A 17768-nucleotide genomic window follows, 5' to 3' on the forward strand; every position below is an offset into this window, starting at 1 on the left:
TCTTTGTTGCTTTTTATCGATTTAATTGTCTTAGATTTTGTCATGATATTACATTTGGTTCATTCTAAAAAACTCTTAATGAAACGTGCCTTAAAATCTGTAGTAATTGTACTATTATTACTTGTTGTTACATCTTGTACTAAGGATACAAATGGAGCAGAAAATAATTTGCGTGGTATTTGGGAACAGGTGAAGGTACTTGATGGTCAAACTAATACATTTCAGTTGGTTTTTGGAAAGAAAAACACCGGTTTTGAAATTAATAAAGTTGAGTTTGGTACTGGAGAAATAACATCTTCGGCATCGCCATTTTCATGGAAAATAGAAAATGATACTATTGAGGTTAATGGAACAAGTAAAGATACTTATCAATTTAATGTGGATAATGAATTGGTTTTAGATACCGCTGAGGACGTGGTATTGAGTAAAATTTCTAATGATTATTCCAAATATTACGGAAAAGAATAAAAAAAAGCTAAAGTAAAACTTTAGCTTTTTTTTATTTTGTACTTTCATTTAAATTCTTACGCCTACAGGAAGCATACGTTTGTATTTTCTGTTGCTTCTTACAAATTTTGCAATTTCTGGGCAAGTAGGCATAACACTTAAGTTACGCGATCCTATTTCCTCAAAAACAAGCGATAAAAATTCCTTTTTAAAATCTTCATCTTTAATGTTTTCTGGGATAATTAGTTTGGTTAAAAATATTTTTCTTTCTTGTAATGAGTATTCAATTATTGCTAAATCATTGTCTACTTTAATTTCAAATTGACGTAGAAAATCGTTGTCAATTAATTCTGCAGCTTCAACCATGTTAATTTTGTTTTAATTCTTAGGAAAGTTAAAATAGTGAGTACTATTTCAATAACTTTGTGCAAAAGTACGAAAAATTTTTGACAGAATAAAGTTAATTAACGCTTAATGCCTTATGTCTCAAGAGTTAATACATGTTTACCTCATGCCAGGAATGGCAGCAAGCCCCAAAATATTTGAATATATTAAATTGCCCGAAAATCAATTTGAAATTCATTTACTAGAATGGCTAATTCCAATTGATAATGAATCTATAACCGACTATGCGCGTCGTTTATGTACTAACATAAAACATGAAAACGTGGTGTTATTAGGCGTTTCCTTTGGCGGTGTAATAGTTCAAGAAATGAGTAAGTTTGTTTCGGTTAAAAAACTCATTATTGTATCTAGTGTTAAGTCCATGCATGAATTACCTAAAAAGATGCTTCTTGCAAAAGCAACTAAAGCATATGCTTTAGTGCCTACGCAGTTGGCTAGTAAACTAGATGTTTTTGAGAAGTACGCTTTTGGCGATACTATTACTAAAAGAATTGAGCTTTATAAGAAATATTTATCCGTTAATGATAATAAGTATTTAAGTTGGGCTATTAAGGAAATGGTATGTTGGAATCAAGAAACATGTCATCCAGATATTATTCACATTCATGGTGATAATGATTCTGTCTTTCCCATTAAAAATATTAAAAATTGCATTGTTATTAAAAACGGCACTCATATTGCAATCATAAATAAATATAGATGGTTTAACGAAAATTTACCTAAACTAATTATAGGTAGCTAAACTATTTTTGTAATTTTATAAAAAACTTATTAAAATGAAGATTATACAGAAAGCATTGGCGTTTGTAGGACTATTAAGTTTATGTGGCTTATTTATTTTTGCGTTACAAGACGCGCCAACAGACGAGAATTTTGAAACTAAACTAATTAACGATTATAATGTTTATGCCTTACAGGTGCCAGATAATTTAAATTTTGCAGGAGAACCTATGCCGCTTGAAAATCCAGATATTTTAGAACGTATGGATAGAGAGTTGTTAGTTAATACGTATTGGCAATCAAACGGGTTACTAATGTTTAAACGAGCTAAAAAATACTTCCCAATTATAGAGCCTATTCTAGCTAAACATGGTGTGCCAGACGATTTTAAATATTTAGCTGTTATAGAAAGTGGTTTAACAAACGCGGTCTCTCCAGCAGGAGCAAGAGGTGTATGGCAAATTATGCCAGCAACAGGAAGAGAAAATGGTTTGGAAGTTAATAAAAATGTCGATGAACGTTATAATTTAGAGAAAGCTACCGAAGTGGCTTGTAAGTATCTTATTAGGGCTAAGGAGCAATTAGGTTCATGGACACTAGCTGCGGCTGCTTACAACGCAGGAAATGCGGGTGTGTCTAGACGTTTACGCGAGCAAGATGTAACTGGATATTATGATTTGCTTTTAGGCGAAGAAACAGGGCGTTATTTATTCAGAATTGTAGCGTTAAAAGAAATCTTATCGAATCCTAAAAACTATGGATTTAACTTTAGAGAAAAAGATTTGTACACCAATGTACCAACTTATAAAATAGAAGTGGATACTGCGGTAACAGATTTTACCAAGTTTGCACAACGTTTTGGTATTAATTATAAAGTTTTAAAACTTCATAACCCTTGGTTACGCGAGCCGCATCTTAATAATAAATCAAGAAAACAATACTATCTAGAAATTCCTAAGGAAGGCTATTATAACTAAAATGTTATGTCTAGCTTTCTAAATAGTGATCTGTGGACTGTTCTTTTAATTATCAATTATGTAGTTGCTATTACGGCAGTTATAACTGTGATTCTTAAAAACTTAAATCCCACTAAAACGCTATCTTATATTATTGTTTTAGTGTTTTTTCCTTTTCTTGGCATTCTAATTTATTACCTTTTTGGACAAGAATATCGAAAAAATAAAATTTTTAACAGGAAACAAGTTCTTAACCAGTCTACCGTAAAAACGATACATGAGGAGTTAGAGTTAGATGGTAAGTCTATTAGAAAAGTTGATGATTATCTTAATAACAAAGTTAAATTAGTAAAGCTTCTTTACAATAATAAGAATTCACCTTTAACTCTATGTAACGAGTTAAAACTTTTTAAAAATGGGGATGAAAAATTTAAAGATTTACTTGAAGATTTAAAACAGGCAAAACATCATATTCATTTAGAATACTATATTGTTGAAGATGGTAAAATAGGTACCCAACTTTTAGATATTATTTGTAAAAAAGCTAATGAAGGCGTTCAGGTAAGGTTAACTTATGATGATGTTGGAAGCAAGCTCTCAAATAAAATGAAACGGCAGTTAAAAGCGAGTGGAGTAGAGCATTACCCTTTTATGCCTGTTGTTTTTTCTAAATTCACAGGAAAGATGAATTATAGAAATCATCGTAAAATAGCCGTTATTGATGGTAAGACGGCTTATGTTGGAGGTATTAATGTTGCCGATGAATATGTTAACGAGTATAACGATAATTTTTGGAGAGATACCCATTTAAGGCTTGTTGGAGAAGCGGTAAAATCATTGCAAGTCAATTTTTTTACCACATGGCATTTTGTGTCTAATACAAATCTTAAAATAGATAAATCCTATTTTCCAGAGGTAACTTGTAAAAATAATGTAGCGGTTCAAATAGCGGCTAGTGGGCCAGATACAGATTGGGCAAATATTATGGAAGCCATTTTTACGGCCATAACAACTGCCGAAGATTATGTGTATATAACAACGCCTTACTTTGTGCCAAACGATCAAATTATCACAGCGTTACAAGTGGCATCTAAAAGTGGAGTAGATATAAAACTTATAATCCCTAAAAAATCCGATTCGTGGGTTGTTAAGCATGCCACCAATTCTTATTTAGAGCGTTTATTCGATGCCGATATTGAAGTGTACCGTTATACTAAAGGCTTTATTCATGCAAAAACTATCGTGGTTGACGATATTTTTTCAACGGTAGGAACCTCCAATATGGACTACAGGAGCTTTAATATTAATTTTGAAGTCAATGCCTTTATATATGATATTGAAACGAGTAAAGTATTAAAACAGCATTTTTTAGATGATCTTGAGGTATGCCAAAAAGTGGATCCAGCCCAATGGTCAGAACGCTCTAAATTCGAAAAAGTAAAAGAATCGTATTGCAGGCTGTGGTCGCCTTTAATTTAATTTTGAGTTTATCTACCTCTTCTTTTTTGAGATCTTACTGAAGCGCCTCCACCATAATGTTGAGTAGGACCAGCGGCTTGCTTCATGTTTTGTTTCATCATTTTAATTTGCTCAGTAAGCATGCCTTGTTTGTCCAGCTTCTGTGCTTCAGATAATAATTTTTGAGCCTCTTGTTTTCTGCGTTTAGAAAAAGCAATACCTGCTAAATTTAATTTAGCCATGGCAATATCATGATCCATAGATAAACCTAATGAAAGCGATTTTTTAAAGTATTTCTCGGCTTCATTCATATTATCTTGAGAAACCATTATACCATGTAAATAATTAAAGTAACCTTGTTGCTTTGTTACTAATGCAGCTTCAGGATTTTTAATTTTGTTTAGCCATTTTTTAGCACCTTCAAAATCTTGTTTTCTTAATCTTAAAAAGGCAAGTAAAATAAACTCATTTTTAAAATATAGAAATATAAATATTAGCGATAAAAATATAAGGGCAATACCGTTTCCAATTTCACCTTCTGTAAATTGATAAATAGCAAAAGCAATGATTCCTGCAGCAATGATTAGTTTTATAATTTTATTGTACATAATTTTATATTTATAATAGAAAAAAGCGGTTTTTAATTATTAAAATAAACAGCTTTGAGGTTTTAAGAGTGCAAAGAAACTAAATTTTTATTAAAATATGCATATAGATAATTGACAAAGTATAGGGTTACCCCAAATAAATAAAGGTCTAGCATGTGTTTTTGCGTTCTTAAAAATTTTTATGAAATTTTTTTAAAAATGATTTGCAAAGTAATAAAGGCTTTGTATATTTGCCCTCGGTTTTAACACAGCCATTCATACATAAAATACTATACAGATTTAAAAAAATAAGTTATGCCAAAAAGAACGTTTCAGCCGTCAAAAAGAAAAAGAAGAAACAAACATGGTTTCAGAGAAAGAATGGCTTCTGCTAATGGTAGAAAGGTATTAGCTCGTAGAAGAGCTAAGGGAAGAAAAAAATTATCTGTTTCAACTGAAACTAGACATAAAAAATAATGATTAACAATTGTTGATAATTAAAAGGTATTACTTAACGGTAATGCCTTTTTTTATATCTACTGATTACTATTTTTGCAACACATTAAAGTACAACATAATAACGAGTAAAAATGCCGAAAAATCCTAAACTAAAATCGATATTAATTATTGGCTCAGGTCCTATTGTAATTGGTCAAGCATGTGAATTTGATTATTCTGGAACTCAAGCTTTACGTTCGCTTAGAGAAGATGGAATTGAAACCATTCTAATCAATTCTAATCCTGCAACAATCATGACCGATCCAGCTATGGCCGATCATGTTTACCTGCTGCCTTTAAATACAAAATCGATTATTCAAATCTTAAAAGAACATCCACAAATTGATGCCGTTTTACCAACAATGGGTGGTCAAACTGCTTTAAATTTATGTATTGAAGCTGATGAAAAAGGCATTTGGAAAGATTTTGATGTAGAAATTATTGGTGTTAATATTGATGCAATTAATATTACTGAAGATAGAGAGAAGTTTAGAGAGTTAATGCTTAAAATAGGCATTCCAATGGCTCCTCAAGCAACAGCAACTTCTTATTTAAAAGGTAAAGAAATTGCACAAGAGTTTGGTTTCCCTTTAATTATTAGAGCCTCGTTTACTTTAGGTGGAGCAGGAGCATCTTTTGTTTATAAAGAAGAAGATTTTGATGAATTATTAACTCGCGGATTAGAGATTTCTCCCATTCACGAAGTAATGATTGATAAGGCTTTAATAGGCTGGAAAGAATATGAATTAGAGTTACTTAGAGATTCAAATGATAATGTTGTAATTATTTGTTCTATCGAGAATATGGATCCAATAGGTATTCATACAGGAGATTCTATAACTGTAGCTCCAGCAATGACTTTAAGCGATAAAACGTATCAAAAAATGCGTGATATGGCTATCCACATGATGCGTAATATTGGTGATTTTGCAGGTGGTTGTAACGTGCAATTTGCAGTAAGTCCAGATGAAAAAGAGGATATTATTGCTATTGAAATTAACCCACGTGTATCACGTTCTTCTGCATTAGCAAGTAAAGCAACAGGTTATCCTATTGCAAAAATTGCTGCTAAATTAGCTTTAGGATATCACTTAGATGAATTGAATAACCAAATTACAAAATCGACTTCAGCTTTATTTGAGCCTACTTTAGATTATGTAATTGTAAAAATACCACGTTGGAACTTCGATAAATTTGAAGGATCAGACCGTACCTTAGGGCTTCAAATGAAATCTGTAGGTGAAGTTATGGGTATTGGACGTTCATTTCAAGAAGCGTTGCACAAGGCTACACAATCGCTTGAAATTAAGCGTAATGGTTTAGGTGCAGATGCTAAAGAGAATAAAAATTATGATGAAATTATAGAAAAACTGACCTATGCTTCATGGGATAGAGTTTTTATAATTTATGATGCTATTAGAATGGGAATCCCATTAAGTAGAATCCACGAGATTACTAAAATCGATATGTGGTTCTTAAAGCAATACGAAGACTTACATTTCTTAAATAACGAAATTTCAACCTTTACTATTGATACTATACAAAAGGATTTACTATTAGAAGCAAAACAAAAAGGCTATGGCGACAGACAAATAGCACACATGTTAGGCTGTTTAGAGAGTCAAGTATATAGTAAGAGAGAAGAGTTAGGAGTAAATAGAGTTTATAAATTAGTTGATACTTGTGCTGCCGAATTTCAAGCAAAAACACCATACTACTATTCTACTTTCGAGAGTGATATGGAAACTGCCGATGGTAACCGTTATGCAGATAACGAGAGTGTAGTATCAGACAAGAAAAAAGTGATTGTTTTAGGTTCTGGTCCAAATAGAATTGGTCAAGGAATTGAGTTCGATTACTGTTGTGTGCACGGTGTACTAGCCGCTGCAGAATGTGGTTACGAAACCATCATGATTAACTGTAATCCAGAAACGGTTTCAACCGATTTTGATACAGCCGATAAACTATACTTCGAGCCTGTATTCTGGGAACACATCTACGATATTATTAAGCACGAAAAACCAGAAGGTGTTATCGTTCAGCTTGGTGGGCAAACAGCCTTAAAACTAGCCGAAAAACTAACAAAATATGGTATTAAAATACTAGGAACTAGCTTCGAATCTTTAGATTTAGCTGAAGATAGAGGACATTTCTCAAGATTATTAAAAGAAAACAACATTCCTTACCCAGAGTTTGATATTGCTACAACAGCCGATGAAGCTGCAGCAATTGCCGATGTTTTAGATTTCCCAATATTAGTGCGTCCTTCTTATGTATTAGGAGGTCAAGGGATGAAAATTGTAATAAACAAAGAAGAGCTTGAAAAACACGTAGTCGATTTATTAAGCAGAATGCCAGGGAATCAATTACTATTAGATCATTATTTAGATGGAGCTATTGAGGCAGAAGCCGATGCCATTTGCGATGGTGAAAATGTGTACATTATAGGTATCATGGAACACATCGAGCCATGTGGTGTCCACTCCGGAGACAGTAACTCATTATTACCTCCATTTAACTTAGGCGACTTAGTTATGCAACAAATTGTAGACCACACTAAAAAAATCGCATTAGCGCTTAATACAGTAGGTTTAATAAACATTCAGTTTGCAATAAAAGATGATACTGTTTACATTATTGAAGCGAATCCTAGAGCATCAAGAACGGTTCCTTTTATAGCCAAAGCATACGGAGAGCCTTATGTAAATTATGCAACAAAAGTAATGTTAGGAGAGAAGAAGGTAACAGATTTCGATTTCAAACCAAAGTTAAATGGTTATGCTATTAAACAACCAGTATTCTCGTTTAATAAATTCCATAATGTAAATAAGAAACTAGGACCAGAAATGAAAAGTACTGGAGAAAGCATCTTATTTATAGACAGCTTAAAAGATGATGCCTTTTACGATTTATACTCAAGACGTAAAATGTATTTAAGTAAATAAACAGATTATATTATAAATTTAAAAATCCCGTTTTATACGGGATTTTTTTTGTTTTGGGCGTTACCACAAGGGTCGGGCTTTCCGCTATATCTTTTTTTTAAGGCATTTTTAGGATTAGGCATTGTGGCAATCTATAAGCCTAAAGTATATAAAAAGGTTTTGATAATTGTTAAAAAAAAGGATGCCGCTTCAATCCCTAACGCAACTATCCGCTAAAGTTTATCAAAACACTAAGGGTTTATGTATGCTTTTAAAAATTATGGAATACAACAACTAAGACTCAAAAAGCTCGATAGTTGCATTTTGTGTTTTAATTAAGTCCAAATGCTCTTCCATTTTAAACTCAGATGAATTAAACCTAGAAGACCGTGTTCTTGTTTGTTCCTGTCTAGCAATACTTCTGGCAAAACGCCTAATACTTTGTTTACTATCTAAAATTAAACCAGGCACCTTAACGTTTTTACCGTTTTCATCTTTGGCAACCATAGTAAAATAAGATGAGTTACAATGCTTAATTTCCCCGGTTTGAATGTTTTGAGATTCCACACGAAGTCCAATAACCATCGAGGTTCTACCTGTATAATTTACAGATGCTTTAAGGGTAACTAATTCGCCAACCTCAATAGGGTTTAAAAAATCAACCTTGTTTACCGATGCTGTAACACAATAATGTCTAGAGTGCTTTGAGGCGCATGCAAATGCAATTTGATCCATTAAATTTAAAATATGCCCACCATGAATTTTACCACTAAAATTAGAGTGCGCCGGTAACATAAGTTCTGTAATTGATACTTGAGAATCTTTAGCGTGTTTAAACATATTATGTGTTGGTTTTAGTTTTTTTCTTCTTCTACTTGTGTAATAAAATATTTGGTATCGCCTAGCCAAAATAAAGTTTTGTAACGCTCAAAATAATGGAGTTTTACAAATTTACCTTGATACTTAGTTAGGTCTTCAATAACTTCTTTTTGGTTGTCTTCCACCGAAAAAATAAATATTTGCGATTCCGATACGCCTTGGCTTATTTCGCCTTCCCAGGTTTTAAAAAGCATACCTCTGCTACTAAACTTAACGAGTTTCCCTGCGCGTACACCTTCACTATAGTGTACAAAGTATATAAAGCTGAAATAACCAGCAATTATTAAAAGGAAGACTATAAATGTTTTAAAAAGAAATTTCATAAAATAAGTTTAAATATCGTCGTCGTCTTGCGCACGTTTAATTATAGCTTCTGGAAGTGCTTTTTTAGCTTTTGCACCCATTTTCTTAAGTTTTTCAACACTGGTAATTAAGTTACCTCTGCCTTCAAACAACTTGTTCATAGCAGAATTATAGTCCACCTTAGATGCATCAATTTTTTTACCAACACCTATTAAATCTTTCATTAAGCCTTCAAACTTATCATATAAATTTCCAGCTTGTTTGGCTATTTCAATGGCGTTACGTTGTTGTTTTTCATTATTCCACATGCTATCAATAGTTCGCAATGTAGCCAATAACGTAGAAGGTGTTACAATAACAATATTCTTTTCAAAAGCCTTGTTGTAAATAGAGTTATCTTCATTTACAACAACTGCAAAAGCAGGTTCTATAGGTATAAATAACAACACAAAATCTGGCGATTCTATATCGTATAAATCTTGGTAATTTTTTTCCGAAAGCTGGTCCACATGCCTTCTAATAGAATTTACATGCGCTTTTAAATGCATTGGTTTGTCATCATCATCTGCATTTACCAAACGTTCGTAATCTGTTAAAGATACTTTACTATCAATAATCATCTTTTTCCCGTCAGGAAGATTTAAAACCACATCTGGCAATACACGCGTGCCATCTTCGCGAGTAAAATTTTGCTGTACAAAATACTCTCTATCTTTCTCTAAACCAGATTTTTCTAAAACGCGTTCTAAAACGAGTTCACCCCAATTTCCTTGCATTTTACTATCGCCTTTTAGGGCTCTGGTAAGGTTTGTGGCCTCTTTAGTCATTTGCTGGTTTAAATCTTTTAGGCCTAACAACTGCTCCTTTAAAGCCGAATGCATACTAATGCTTTCCTTTTGTGTTAAATCTACCTTTTCTTCAAAATTTTTAATTTTTTCTTGAAGCGGATTTAAAATGTTTTTAATGTTTTCTTTATTCTGAAGTGTAAATTTTTCCGATTTTTCATCCAGTATTTTGGTAGCTAAAAGTTCAAAATCTTTACGAAGTTGTTCTTGGCGTAACTCTAATTCTTTATCGCGTTTTAAGTTTAATTCTTGAAGATTTTCAAATTCTGAATTTTTCCTAGCCAATTCCGTGTTTAAAAAATCCTTTTCACGTCTAATATCTTCGCGCTCCGATTCTGTTTTAGATATAACTTGACGCAGTTCTTCAATTTGATTTGAAAAATGTTGGTTTTGTTTTTCGTTTTCGGTTTGATGATGTGCTTTTAAATCATCAATTTGTAGTTGCAGGTTTGTATTACGTTCTTCAAGAGTACTTTGTTCGCTTTTACTTTTAAGTTTTGTAAAAAGCATGCCTAAATAACCACCTATTGCAGCGGAAATTAGTATTGCGATAATGAGAATAAGACTGTCGTTCATTAAGAGGATTGAAATTTCCTCAAAGATAGGTATTTTGCTATTCAAAGGGAAGTGAAGAACCTAGATTAAAGAAGATTCTTCACTGATTATAGTTTTTATTAAAATATAGGTTTTAATATTCTTAGCGAATTTAAGGTCTGGCTTCTAAAATTAGGTTAAAAGGTGTTTCAGTAGCCCTCTTAAACCTAGAAAAACCACCCGCAGTAATGGTTTGTTTTAAGCGTTTTTCGCCAGATTGTGCGCCTAAGGCTTTACCAACTTCTTGATTTAAAGAACATGGCACACAAAGTAGCGTTGAAAAGGCATAAAAAGCGCGCCCTACTGGATTTAAGTTTTCTTGTAATGAATCGTTTGCAAAAGGCTCTACAACCATGAGAGTGCCATCTGGTTTTAAAGCTTTTTTCACATAATTACAGGCTCCAACAGGATCTCCCATATCATGTAAGCAATCAAAAAAGGTTATAAAGTCATAGTCTTTTCCAGGAAAATCTTTTGCCTTTGCAACGGCGAATGATGTATTAGTAACACCTGCATTCTTAGCCCTTTCTTTTGCTTGTTCTATAGATTTTTCATGATAATCATAACCAACAAAAGTGGAGTTTGGAAACGCTTTAGCCATAATGATAGTAGATGCAGCATGACCACAGCCAATATCTGCGACTTTTGCTCCTTGTTTTAATTTTTCAACCACACCATCTAAAGAAGGTAACCAGTTATCAATTAAATTTCCTTCATAGGATGGACTGAAAAACTTTTCGGTACCACAAAACAAACAGGTATTATGGTCTCCCCATGAAACACCATCGCCAGTTTTAAATGCTTTTTCAAGTTTTGGTTCATCAAAATATAAGGACGAAATGGCATAAAATGCACCGGTCATAAATACAGGACTTTTGGCATTTCCAAATACCATGGTTTGTTCCGGAGACATGGAAAAGGTATTGGTGTTCTCATCGTAATTAATATAACCAGAAGCAGCTTGTGCAGAAGCCCATTCTCGAATATATCTCTCGGCAGTATTTGTAGCATCTGCTAATTGTTGTGAAGACATTGCTCCAGACTCTGAAAGTGTTTTGTACAGGCCTAGTTTATCTCCAATAGTGACTAAAGGGCCATTGGCAGCGGCACCCATTTCGGTAACTACTTTGCCTAGGAGGTCGTTTAATTTTGTTTCATTTAATTCCATAATTATAAATTTAGATTGTTAATAATCTGTACCTAGCTATTAATTAGGGAATGTTTTTAGTGCATATATATCTTAATTTATACGTCCTTTATCTTTTGTGCCATTATAAATACCACGTATTTGGCTGTTTTGTCTATTAATATAAAGTTAGGAGTATGAATAAAATCTTGTAAACCTCTGTCTCCTTGTTTTACAAAGGCTAAATAGCTTTTTCGAGCTAAATTATAAATGTGTTTTTAATGCCTGTGGTAACGTTCCGTTTTTTATCTATCACATCTTTTTTTTGTAGCATAGGTTTTTAAAACAGAAATATTCTCAATTTCAGGTGTTACCGAAATCAATTGATGCAAGTGCCGGGTTTTGTTTTGTGGTTTTGTTTTTACAACTAGAAACAATAGGGCATATACAAGTAGCCCATAAAAGAGATATTGATTTTAAATTTTTCATTTGAGTATGTTTTAATTAAATACTAAAACAATTCAATAAGGAGATGCGCTAAGTTTTTGATTTTCAATTGTATAAATATAATTAAATTTAATGATAAAAACTATTTGTTGATTCTAAAACTTCCTGTTTTTTCATCGAATGCTATTAAATCTTTAGGGAATAAATGATTAAAAGTACCTTTAGAAATTAAGTTACAAGGTGTATTTGAAACCACGTCATTTTCAGTCATTACAATTAAATTATCACATAACTGAATAGCCAAATCTATTTCGTGCGACGAAAACAGAATGGTTTTATTGGTGTCCTTAGCTAGCCTCTGAAGCAACTTTAAAATGTACGCTTTATGATACATGTCTAGATGTGTTGTTGGCTCATCTAGAATAATTAAGTCTGTATCTTGAGCCAAAGCACGTGCAATCATAACTTTTTGTAATTGGCCATCGCTAAGCTCAAAACATTTTTTATGTTTTAATTCTGTAATATTAGTTTGTTTTAGAGCGTTATTTATAGCTATGGTATCTTGTTTTGATATAGTACCTATCCAATTGGTATACGGTTGTCTGCCTAAAGCGACCAAATCAAAAACAGAGAGGTTTTTGGATGTAATTTGTTCCGTCAGCACTAAGCTCATCACTTTAGCTAATTCTAATGGTGCATAATCGTGTACGTTTTTATCGTTAATTTCAATAGTGCCTTCTAAGGGATTTTGAACTTGTGTTAAGGTTCGTAATAATGTCGATTTTCCAATACCATTTGCACCAATTAAGCCAACAAGTTCCCCTCTTTTTAATTCGATATTTATATTTGAAGCAATACACGCTTGCTTCTTTTTGGAAATATATCCTATCGATAAATCGCTGGTTTTTAAAATGATATGTTGGTTTTTTTCTATCACAAATTCATGAGTTTTCTCTATTCTTTATTCTCTATTTTCAGTAATAAGTAATCAATCTCCCGTCTTCAGACTTCATTCTCCTGACTTCCGTCTCCCGTCACACACACACACACACATCAAAACACCATTTTTCGTTTACTTACCAATAACCAAATTATTACCGGTGCACCAATTAAAGCTGTTATCGCATTAATAGGTAAAGTTAAATCGCTATACGGTAATTGTGCAATACTATCGCAAATTAGCATAACAATAGCACCAAATAAAAACACAGCGGGTAAAAGAATTTTATGATTAGATGTATTAAATACTTGTCTTGTAAGATGCGGAATTGCTAAACCTATAAAGGCAATTGGTCCTGTAAATGCTGTTATGGTTCCTGCTAATAGGCTAGTGGCTATAATAATGATTAATCGGCTTTTTTTAATATTTAAACCTAAGCTTTTAGCGTAGTTTTCGCCTAAAAGTAAGGTGTTTAAGGTTTTTATGGATAGTATGGCCAATATTAAACCAATGCTGTAAATTATAAATAGAATGCTAAGATCTGTCCATGATAAATTACCCAAGCTTCCAAAACCCCAAAACACGTATTGCTGTAATTGTTCGGCAGATCCAAAATAGGACAGTACGCTAACTATAGCTGCGGTGATACTTGCAAACATGAGGCCTATTATTAAAATAGCCATAGTATCTCTAACTTTTATGGAAACCATTAATACCGCCAATAGTACAAGAAAACTGCCTAAACTAGCTGCAATTACAATACCCCATTTGGATACAAATAAGGCGCTAAACACACCTCCAAAAACACTGGAGCCTAATATTACCAATGCTACGCCCAAACTGGCACCAGAGCTAATACCTAGAACAAAAGGTCCTGCTAAAGGATTTCTAAATAAGGTTTGCATTAAAAGCCCGGAAATGCCCAAGCCAGAACCCACAATTATTGCTGTTAAAGCCTTTGGTAATCTGTAATTTTGAATAATATGTTGCCAGGTTTCATGTTCTGTAGTGCTGCCTATTAAACTGTTAAAAATAGCTTTAAAAGGAATGGCAACAGACCCGAAACTGATATTCAAGAAAAAGCAAACCACTAAAATAGCTGTTAATATAATAAAGGGTAATTTATATGTTTTTTTATCTGTCAACTAGTCTAAACGTTTAAAAAAGAAGGGTTTGTAATGTGCTAATAATTCCGGATGGCAAATTTTAATTAGGTCTTTTAAAACTAGGTCTGGTCGCGTCATGCCTAATTCATAATACAACACACCTCCAGAAGCTCCTGTTGTGTTTGTAAAACTATAGATATTTTTAGATTTAAAAGCATCGAACAAGGTATGGTTGTTATTTCCGTTTTCTAAAGCTTCTAGGCTAGAATAATTTGAAGGACTTAGCCAAATATCAGCACTTTTAGCTTTCACAAAAACCGATTCAAAATTCAATTTTAAACTACCAACGCCATTGGCATCTTGCCATAAATAGTTAACATTAGCGTCTTTAAACAGTTGGGCTTCGGTACTTGTGCCATTTGGTAAGTACCAAATATCGCTATGCATGGCGCCGCTTAAAACTGTTGGCCTATCTTTTACGTTTTTTGCCAGTTGTTTAGATTCTAAATAATCTTTTTCTATGCTATTAAATATGGAATCAGCTTTGTGTTCTTTATTGTAAAGGGCACCAAAAAACTTTATCCATTCGGCTTTAGCTAGGGGAGAACGTTCTACCCAATCGCCATTAAAAATTACTGGTATTCCTGCTTTTTTTATGGTTTCTAAAGAGCGGTTGTTGCCATCTATTCCAAAACCGACAACTAAGTCGGGGTTTAATTCCAAAAGGATTTCGGTGTTTAAACCTTCATTTTTTCCTAATTCTCTTATGTTTCCGTTGTTTATTTGTGCTCTTATTTTTTCAGATGAAATATAATCGGTTCCAGGAAATCCTATTAAAGTTTGTTCAACATCTAAAAGCTCTAAAGCCGGAATATGTGTAGTAGATGTTACCACTATTCTCTGAATAGGATTAATAATAATACCATCATATTCACCCGTCATAAAGCTAGTTTTGGCAGCATTCTCTTTACTTATTAAAACATATTTAAATGTTTTGTCGGCATTAGGCCACGGTTTTTCAATGGTTATAACTTTATAGTTTTTGTGAATTTTAATAGAAAAGCCTTCAGCATATTTTACAAGTAATTCTTGGCTTGTTTCAAGTTCTTCAATGTGTTGCTTTGGTTCATTTTTACAATTGAAGCAAATAGCAAGTAGTAATAATAAAAATAGTTTAGACTTCATACACTCATGTAACATTAGTAACGCCCTATGTTTTATTTGATAATTAATTTTGTGAAAAATATTAAACCTATGCGAAACGGGTCAAATTTAACAATATATATAGTAGCTGTAGTTATTATAGTTCATTTTCTTGCAGGCTTTATTTATCTACTCTATAAAATGAATAAGAAAAAGTAAAGTTTTATCTGTTTACTTTATATAAATGCTTTACTTTTGCAGAGAATTTTGGTTTGACCTAGTCACCAAGAATAAGTTTCGATGATTCCAAAAAGATCCCGAAATAAGTTCGGAACGACTTAGCCAATTAAAAGGGAATCTGGTGCAATTTTATAATTAATTCCAGAACTGTTCCCGCAACTGTAAGTTTATGCTGAACATGGTTCAGTACCTCGTTAAGAGGGTGTTGTGCACTACAACCACTGGCGTTTCGCTGGGAAGGAAAAGCAACATTAGATAAGTCAGGAGACCTGCCATTTTCATCATCTAAAATAACTCTCGGGTAAAGAGTTTTAAAGATTTATGAAAAATATATACATTTTACTACCATTTGTAATTGGCTTTTCTACTGTGGCAAAAGCTCAGGTTGATGCTGTGCAAAAGTTAGACGAAGTTGTAATTAGCGATACTAAGCTATTAGACTACGCCAATGGGATAAAAATAGAAATTCTTTCAGATTCCATTATCAATAATAATGCGACTTCCTTAACAGGATTATTAGCTTTTAATTCCAATCTTTATTTTAAAGAAAACGGTTTTGGTATGGTATCGTCGCCTTCATTTAGAGGCACCAATGCATCCCAAACAGCAGTAGTTTGGAATGGCATAAATATAAATTCGCAACTTAATGGTCAAACAGATTTTAATACTATTAATACCTCTAATTACAGTTCCATAGCTATTAGAAGTGGAGGCGGAAGTGTACAGTACGGTAGCGGTTCTATTGGAGGGAGCATTCATTTAAATAATAATTTAAGTTTTAACGAGCATTTTGAAACGGCTTTAAGAACAGGATTTGGAAGTTTTAATTCTAAAAACTTAGGCTTTAATACGGCTTTTGGTACTAAATTATATTCCGGTAATGTTGCTGTAACATATGTAGATTCCGATAACGATTATAAATACTTAGGTACAGACCAAATAAATGAAAATGGTGCGTTTAATAATCTCAATTTAAACGCCAATTTGGGATTTTATGTCTCTAATAAAGATATTATAAAGCTATACCATCAAAGTTATTTTGGAAATCGAAATTTTTCTGGAACGCTAGTTGGTCCTTCCAGAAGTAAATACGAAGACGAAAATTTTAGAACCATGTTAGAGTGGTCTCGAACTTCAGGGCAATTTAGCTCGAAAGTAAAAGCAGTGCATTTACACGAATTGTTTAAATATTTTGAAAACAAAGACAAAGCTAATTTTAGTTTAGGTAGTGTAAACACCCTTTTGGTTAATCATAATTTTAATGTGCGTTTTAGCGATAAAATACAGTTTAAAACCATTTTAGAATATTCGAATACCAAAGGAAAAGGAGATAGTTTTAAGGAACCGGTAAGAAACGCATTTTCTACAACAGCGTTACTTAATCACAAACTCAGTAACGTAATTCGTTATGGCATTAACCTTAGACAAGATTTTATAACGGGAGGTGAGAGACCATTTGTATTTTCTGTTGATGCTGGTTTTGATTTATTTGAACATTATCAAATTCAAATAAACGGTTCTAAAAACTACCGTATTCCTACATTTAACGATTTGTATTGGCAACCAGGAGGTAATTTAGATTTGGTTCCAGAATCGTCTTACCAAATAGATTTAGGGCAAAATTTTAGTTACCCTCATTTAAATGTAAAGCTAAATGGCTATTACATTAATACCAAAGACATGATTCAGTGGGTGCCTAATAATACAGATATATGGTCGCCAGTAAATATTGGTGAGGTTGCAAGCTATGGTGCAGAAGTAGAGGTAAAATCGCATTACTCTATTAATAAACATCAACTTCATTTTTCGGGTCATTACTCGTATACTGTTTCAGAAGATTTAGAAACGAATAAGCAGCTTATTTATGTGCCTTTTCATAAAGGTAATTTAAATGTGGCTTATGGTTATAAACGCTTTTCAATGTTTTATCAACATCTTTTTAATGGCGAAGTTTCTATTATAGGAAACTCATTATCGAGTTATGATTTTGGTAACATTGGGGTAAGTTATGTGTTTAATCAGAATAAAAAAGTGAATTATACCATAGATTTTAAACTTAACAATCTATACAATACCTATTACGAAAATGTGGCCTTAAGGCCCATGCCAAATAGAAACTTTCAAATACAAACAACAATTAAATTTTAAAA

Annotated in this window: 16 protein-coding genes and 1 riboswitch; of the genes, 7 read left to right on the forward strand and 9 right to left on the reverse strand. The window is 32.7% G+C overall.

From position 1 onward, the window contains the following. Window positions 1–78: 78 nt before the first annotated feature. The gene (locus HNQ90_RS06095) at window positions 79–468 is read left to right on the forward strand and encodes a hypothetical protein (RefSeq protein ID WP_144116994.1); all 390 of its coding nucleotides are present in this window, start codon (window positions 79–81) and stop codon (window positions 466–468) included. A 48-nt stretch (window positions 469–516) separates the two neighbouring features. On the opposite strand, the gene HNQ90_RS06100 is transcribed toward HNQ90_RS06095, so the two are convergent. Beyond that, complete coding sequence (locus HNQ90_RS06100; RefSeq protein WP_092852019.1) at window positions 517–813, reverse strand: N-acetyltransferase; 297 nt, start codon at window positions 811–813, stop codon at window positions 517–519. Between the two features lie 115 nt (window positions 814–928). On the opposite strand from HNQ90_RS06100, the gene HNQ90_RS06105 reads away from it, so the two are divergent. From HNQ90_RS06105 to cls, 3 genes are read left to right on the forward strand one after another with little or no spacing between them, the layout of a single operon-like run. Next, the gene (locus tag HNQ90_RS06105; RefSeq protein WP_144116995.1) at window positions 929–1594 is read left to right on the forward strand and encodes an alpha/beta hydrolase family protein; all 666 of its coding nucleotides are present in this window, start codon (window positions 929–931) and stop codon (window positions 1592–1594) included. 34 nt (window positions 1595–1628) lie between these two features. Continuing rightward, window positions 1629–2549: a lytic transglycosylase domain-containing protein gene (locus HNQ90_RS06110; protein ID WP_144116996.1), complete on the forward strand. Its 921-nt coding sequence runs from the start codon at window positions 1629–1631 to the stop codon at window positions 2547–2549. A gap of 6 nt (window positions 2550–2555) precedes the next feature. Next, window positions 2556–4007: a cardiolipin synthase gene (gene cls / locus HNQ90_RS06115; protein ID WP_144116997.1), complete on the forward strand. Its 1452-nt coding sequence runs from the start codon at window positions 2556–2558 to the stop codon at window positions 4005–4007. A gap of 8 nt (window positions 4008–4015) precedes the next feature. Here the strand turns inward: cls and HNQ90_RS06120 are convergent, their stop codons facing one another. Further along, window positions 4016–4594 carry a tetratricopeptide repeat protein gene (locus HNQ90_RS06120; RefSeq protein WP_144116998.1) on the reverse strand — a complete coding sequence of 193 codons (579 nt, stop codon included), beginning with the start codon at window positions 4592–4594 and terminating at the stop codon, window positions 4016–4018. Between the two features lie 294 nt (window positions 4595–4888). Here HNQ90_RS06120 and rpmH point away from each other — a divergent pair, with 294 nt between their 5' ends. Beyond that, complete coding sequence (rpmH, locus tag HNQ90_RS06125) at window positions 4889–5050, forward strand: 50S ribosomal protein L34 (RefSeq protein WP_034059443.1); 162 nt, start codon at window positions 4889–4891, stop codon at window positions 5048–5050. Window positions 5051–5163: 113 nt separating this feature from the next. Continuing rightward, window positions 5164–8016: a carbamoyl-phosphate synthase large subunit gene (gene carB, locus HNQ90_RS06130; protein ID WP_144116999.1), complete on the forward strand. Its 2853-nt coding sequence runs from the start codon at window positions 5164–5166 to the stop codon at window positions 8014–8016. Between the two features lie 273 nt (window positions 8017–8289). On the opposite strand, the gene HNQ90_RS06135 is transcribed toward carB, so the two are convergent. The 7 genes from HNQ90_RS06135 to HNQ90_RS06165 form a co-directional block, all read right to left on the reverse strand. Continuing rightward, the gene (locus HNQ90_RS06135; protein ID WP_144117000.1) at window positions 8290–8835 is read right to left on the reverse strand and encodes an acyl-CoA thioesterase; all 546 of its coding nucleotides are present in this window, start codon (window positions 8833–8835) and stop codon (window positions 8290–8292) included. Between the two features lie 14 nt (window positions 8836–8849). Next, window positions 8850–9197: a 6-phosphogluconate dehydrogenase gene (locus HNQ90_RS06140; RefSeq protein ID WP_144117001.1), complete on the reverse strand. Its 348-nt coding sequence runs from the start codon at window positions 9195–9197 to the stop codon at window positions 8850–8852. 9 nt (window positions 9198–9206) lie between these two features. Next, window positions 9207–10598 (reverse strand): DNA recombination protein RmuC, encoded by a 1392-nt coding sequence (locus tag HNQ90_RS06145; RefSeq protein WP_144117002.1) that lies wholly within the window; start codon window positions 10596–10598, stop codon window positions 9207–9209. Window positions 10599–10728: 130 nt separating this feature from the next. After that, window positions 10729–11784: a class I SAM-dependent methyltransferase gene (locus HNQ90_RS06150; protein WP_144117003.1), complete on the reverse strand. Its 1056-nt coding sequence runs from the start codon at window positions 11782–11784 to the stop codon at window positions 10729–10731. A gap of 547 nt (window positions 11785–12331) precedes the next feature. Further along, window positions 12332–13126: an ABC transporter ATP-binding protein gene (locus HNQ90_RS06155; protein ID WP_144117004.1), complete on the reverse strand. Its 795-nt coding sequence runs from the start codon at window positions 13124–13126 to the stop codon at window positions 12332–12334. A gap of 116 nt (window positions 13127–13242) precedes the next feature. Next, window positions 13243–14274, reverse strand: a complete 1032-nt coding sequence (locus tag HNQ90_RS06160; protein WP_144117005.1) for a FecCD family ABC transporter permease — start codon at window positions 14272–14274, stop codon at window positions 13243–13245. Next, on the reverse strand, window positions 14275–15420 hold the full coding sequence (locus tag HNQ90_RS06165; RefSeq protein WP_144117006.1) for an ABC transporter substrate-binding protein: 1146 nt from the start codon (window positions 15418–15420) through the stop codon (window positions 14275–14277). Between the two features lie 265 nt (window positions 15421–15685). Continuing rightward, window positions 15686–15909, forward strand: a riboswitch (cobalamin riboswitch). A 30-nt stretch (window positions 15910–15939) separates the two neighbouring features. Here HNQ90_RS06165 and HNQ90_RS06170 point away from each other — a divergent pair. After that, window positions 15940–17766, forward strand: a complete 1827-nt coding sequence (locus HNQ90_RS06170) for a TonB-dependent receptor plug domain-containing protein (protein WP_144117007.1) — start codon at window positions 15940–15942, stop codon at window positions 17764–17766. Window positions 17767–17768 lie beyond the last annotated feature (2 nt).

The sequence above is a fragment of the Algibacter amylolyticus genome, from assembly GCF_014202225.1.
In the GTDB taxonomy this organism is placed as follows: Bacteria; Bacteroidota; Bacteroidia; order Flavobacteriales; family Flavobacteriaceae; genus Algibacter_B; species Algibacter_B amylolyticus.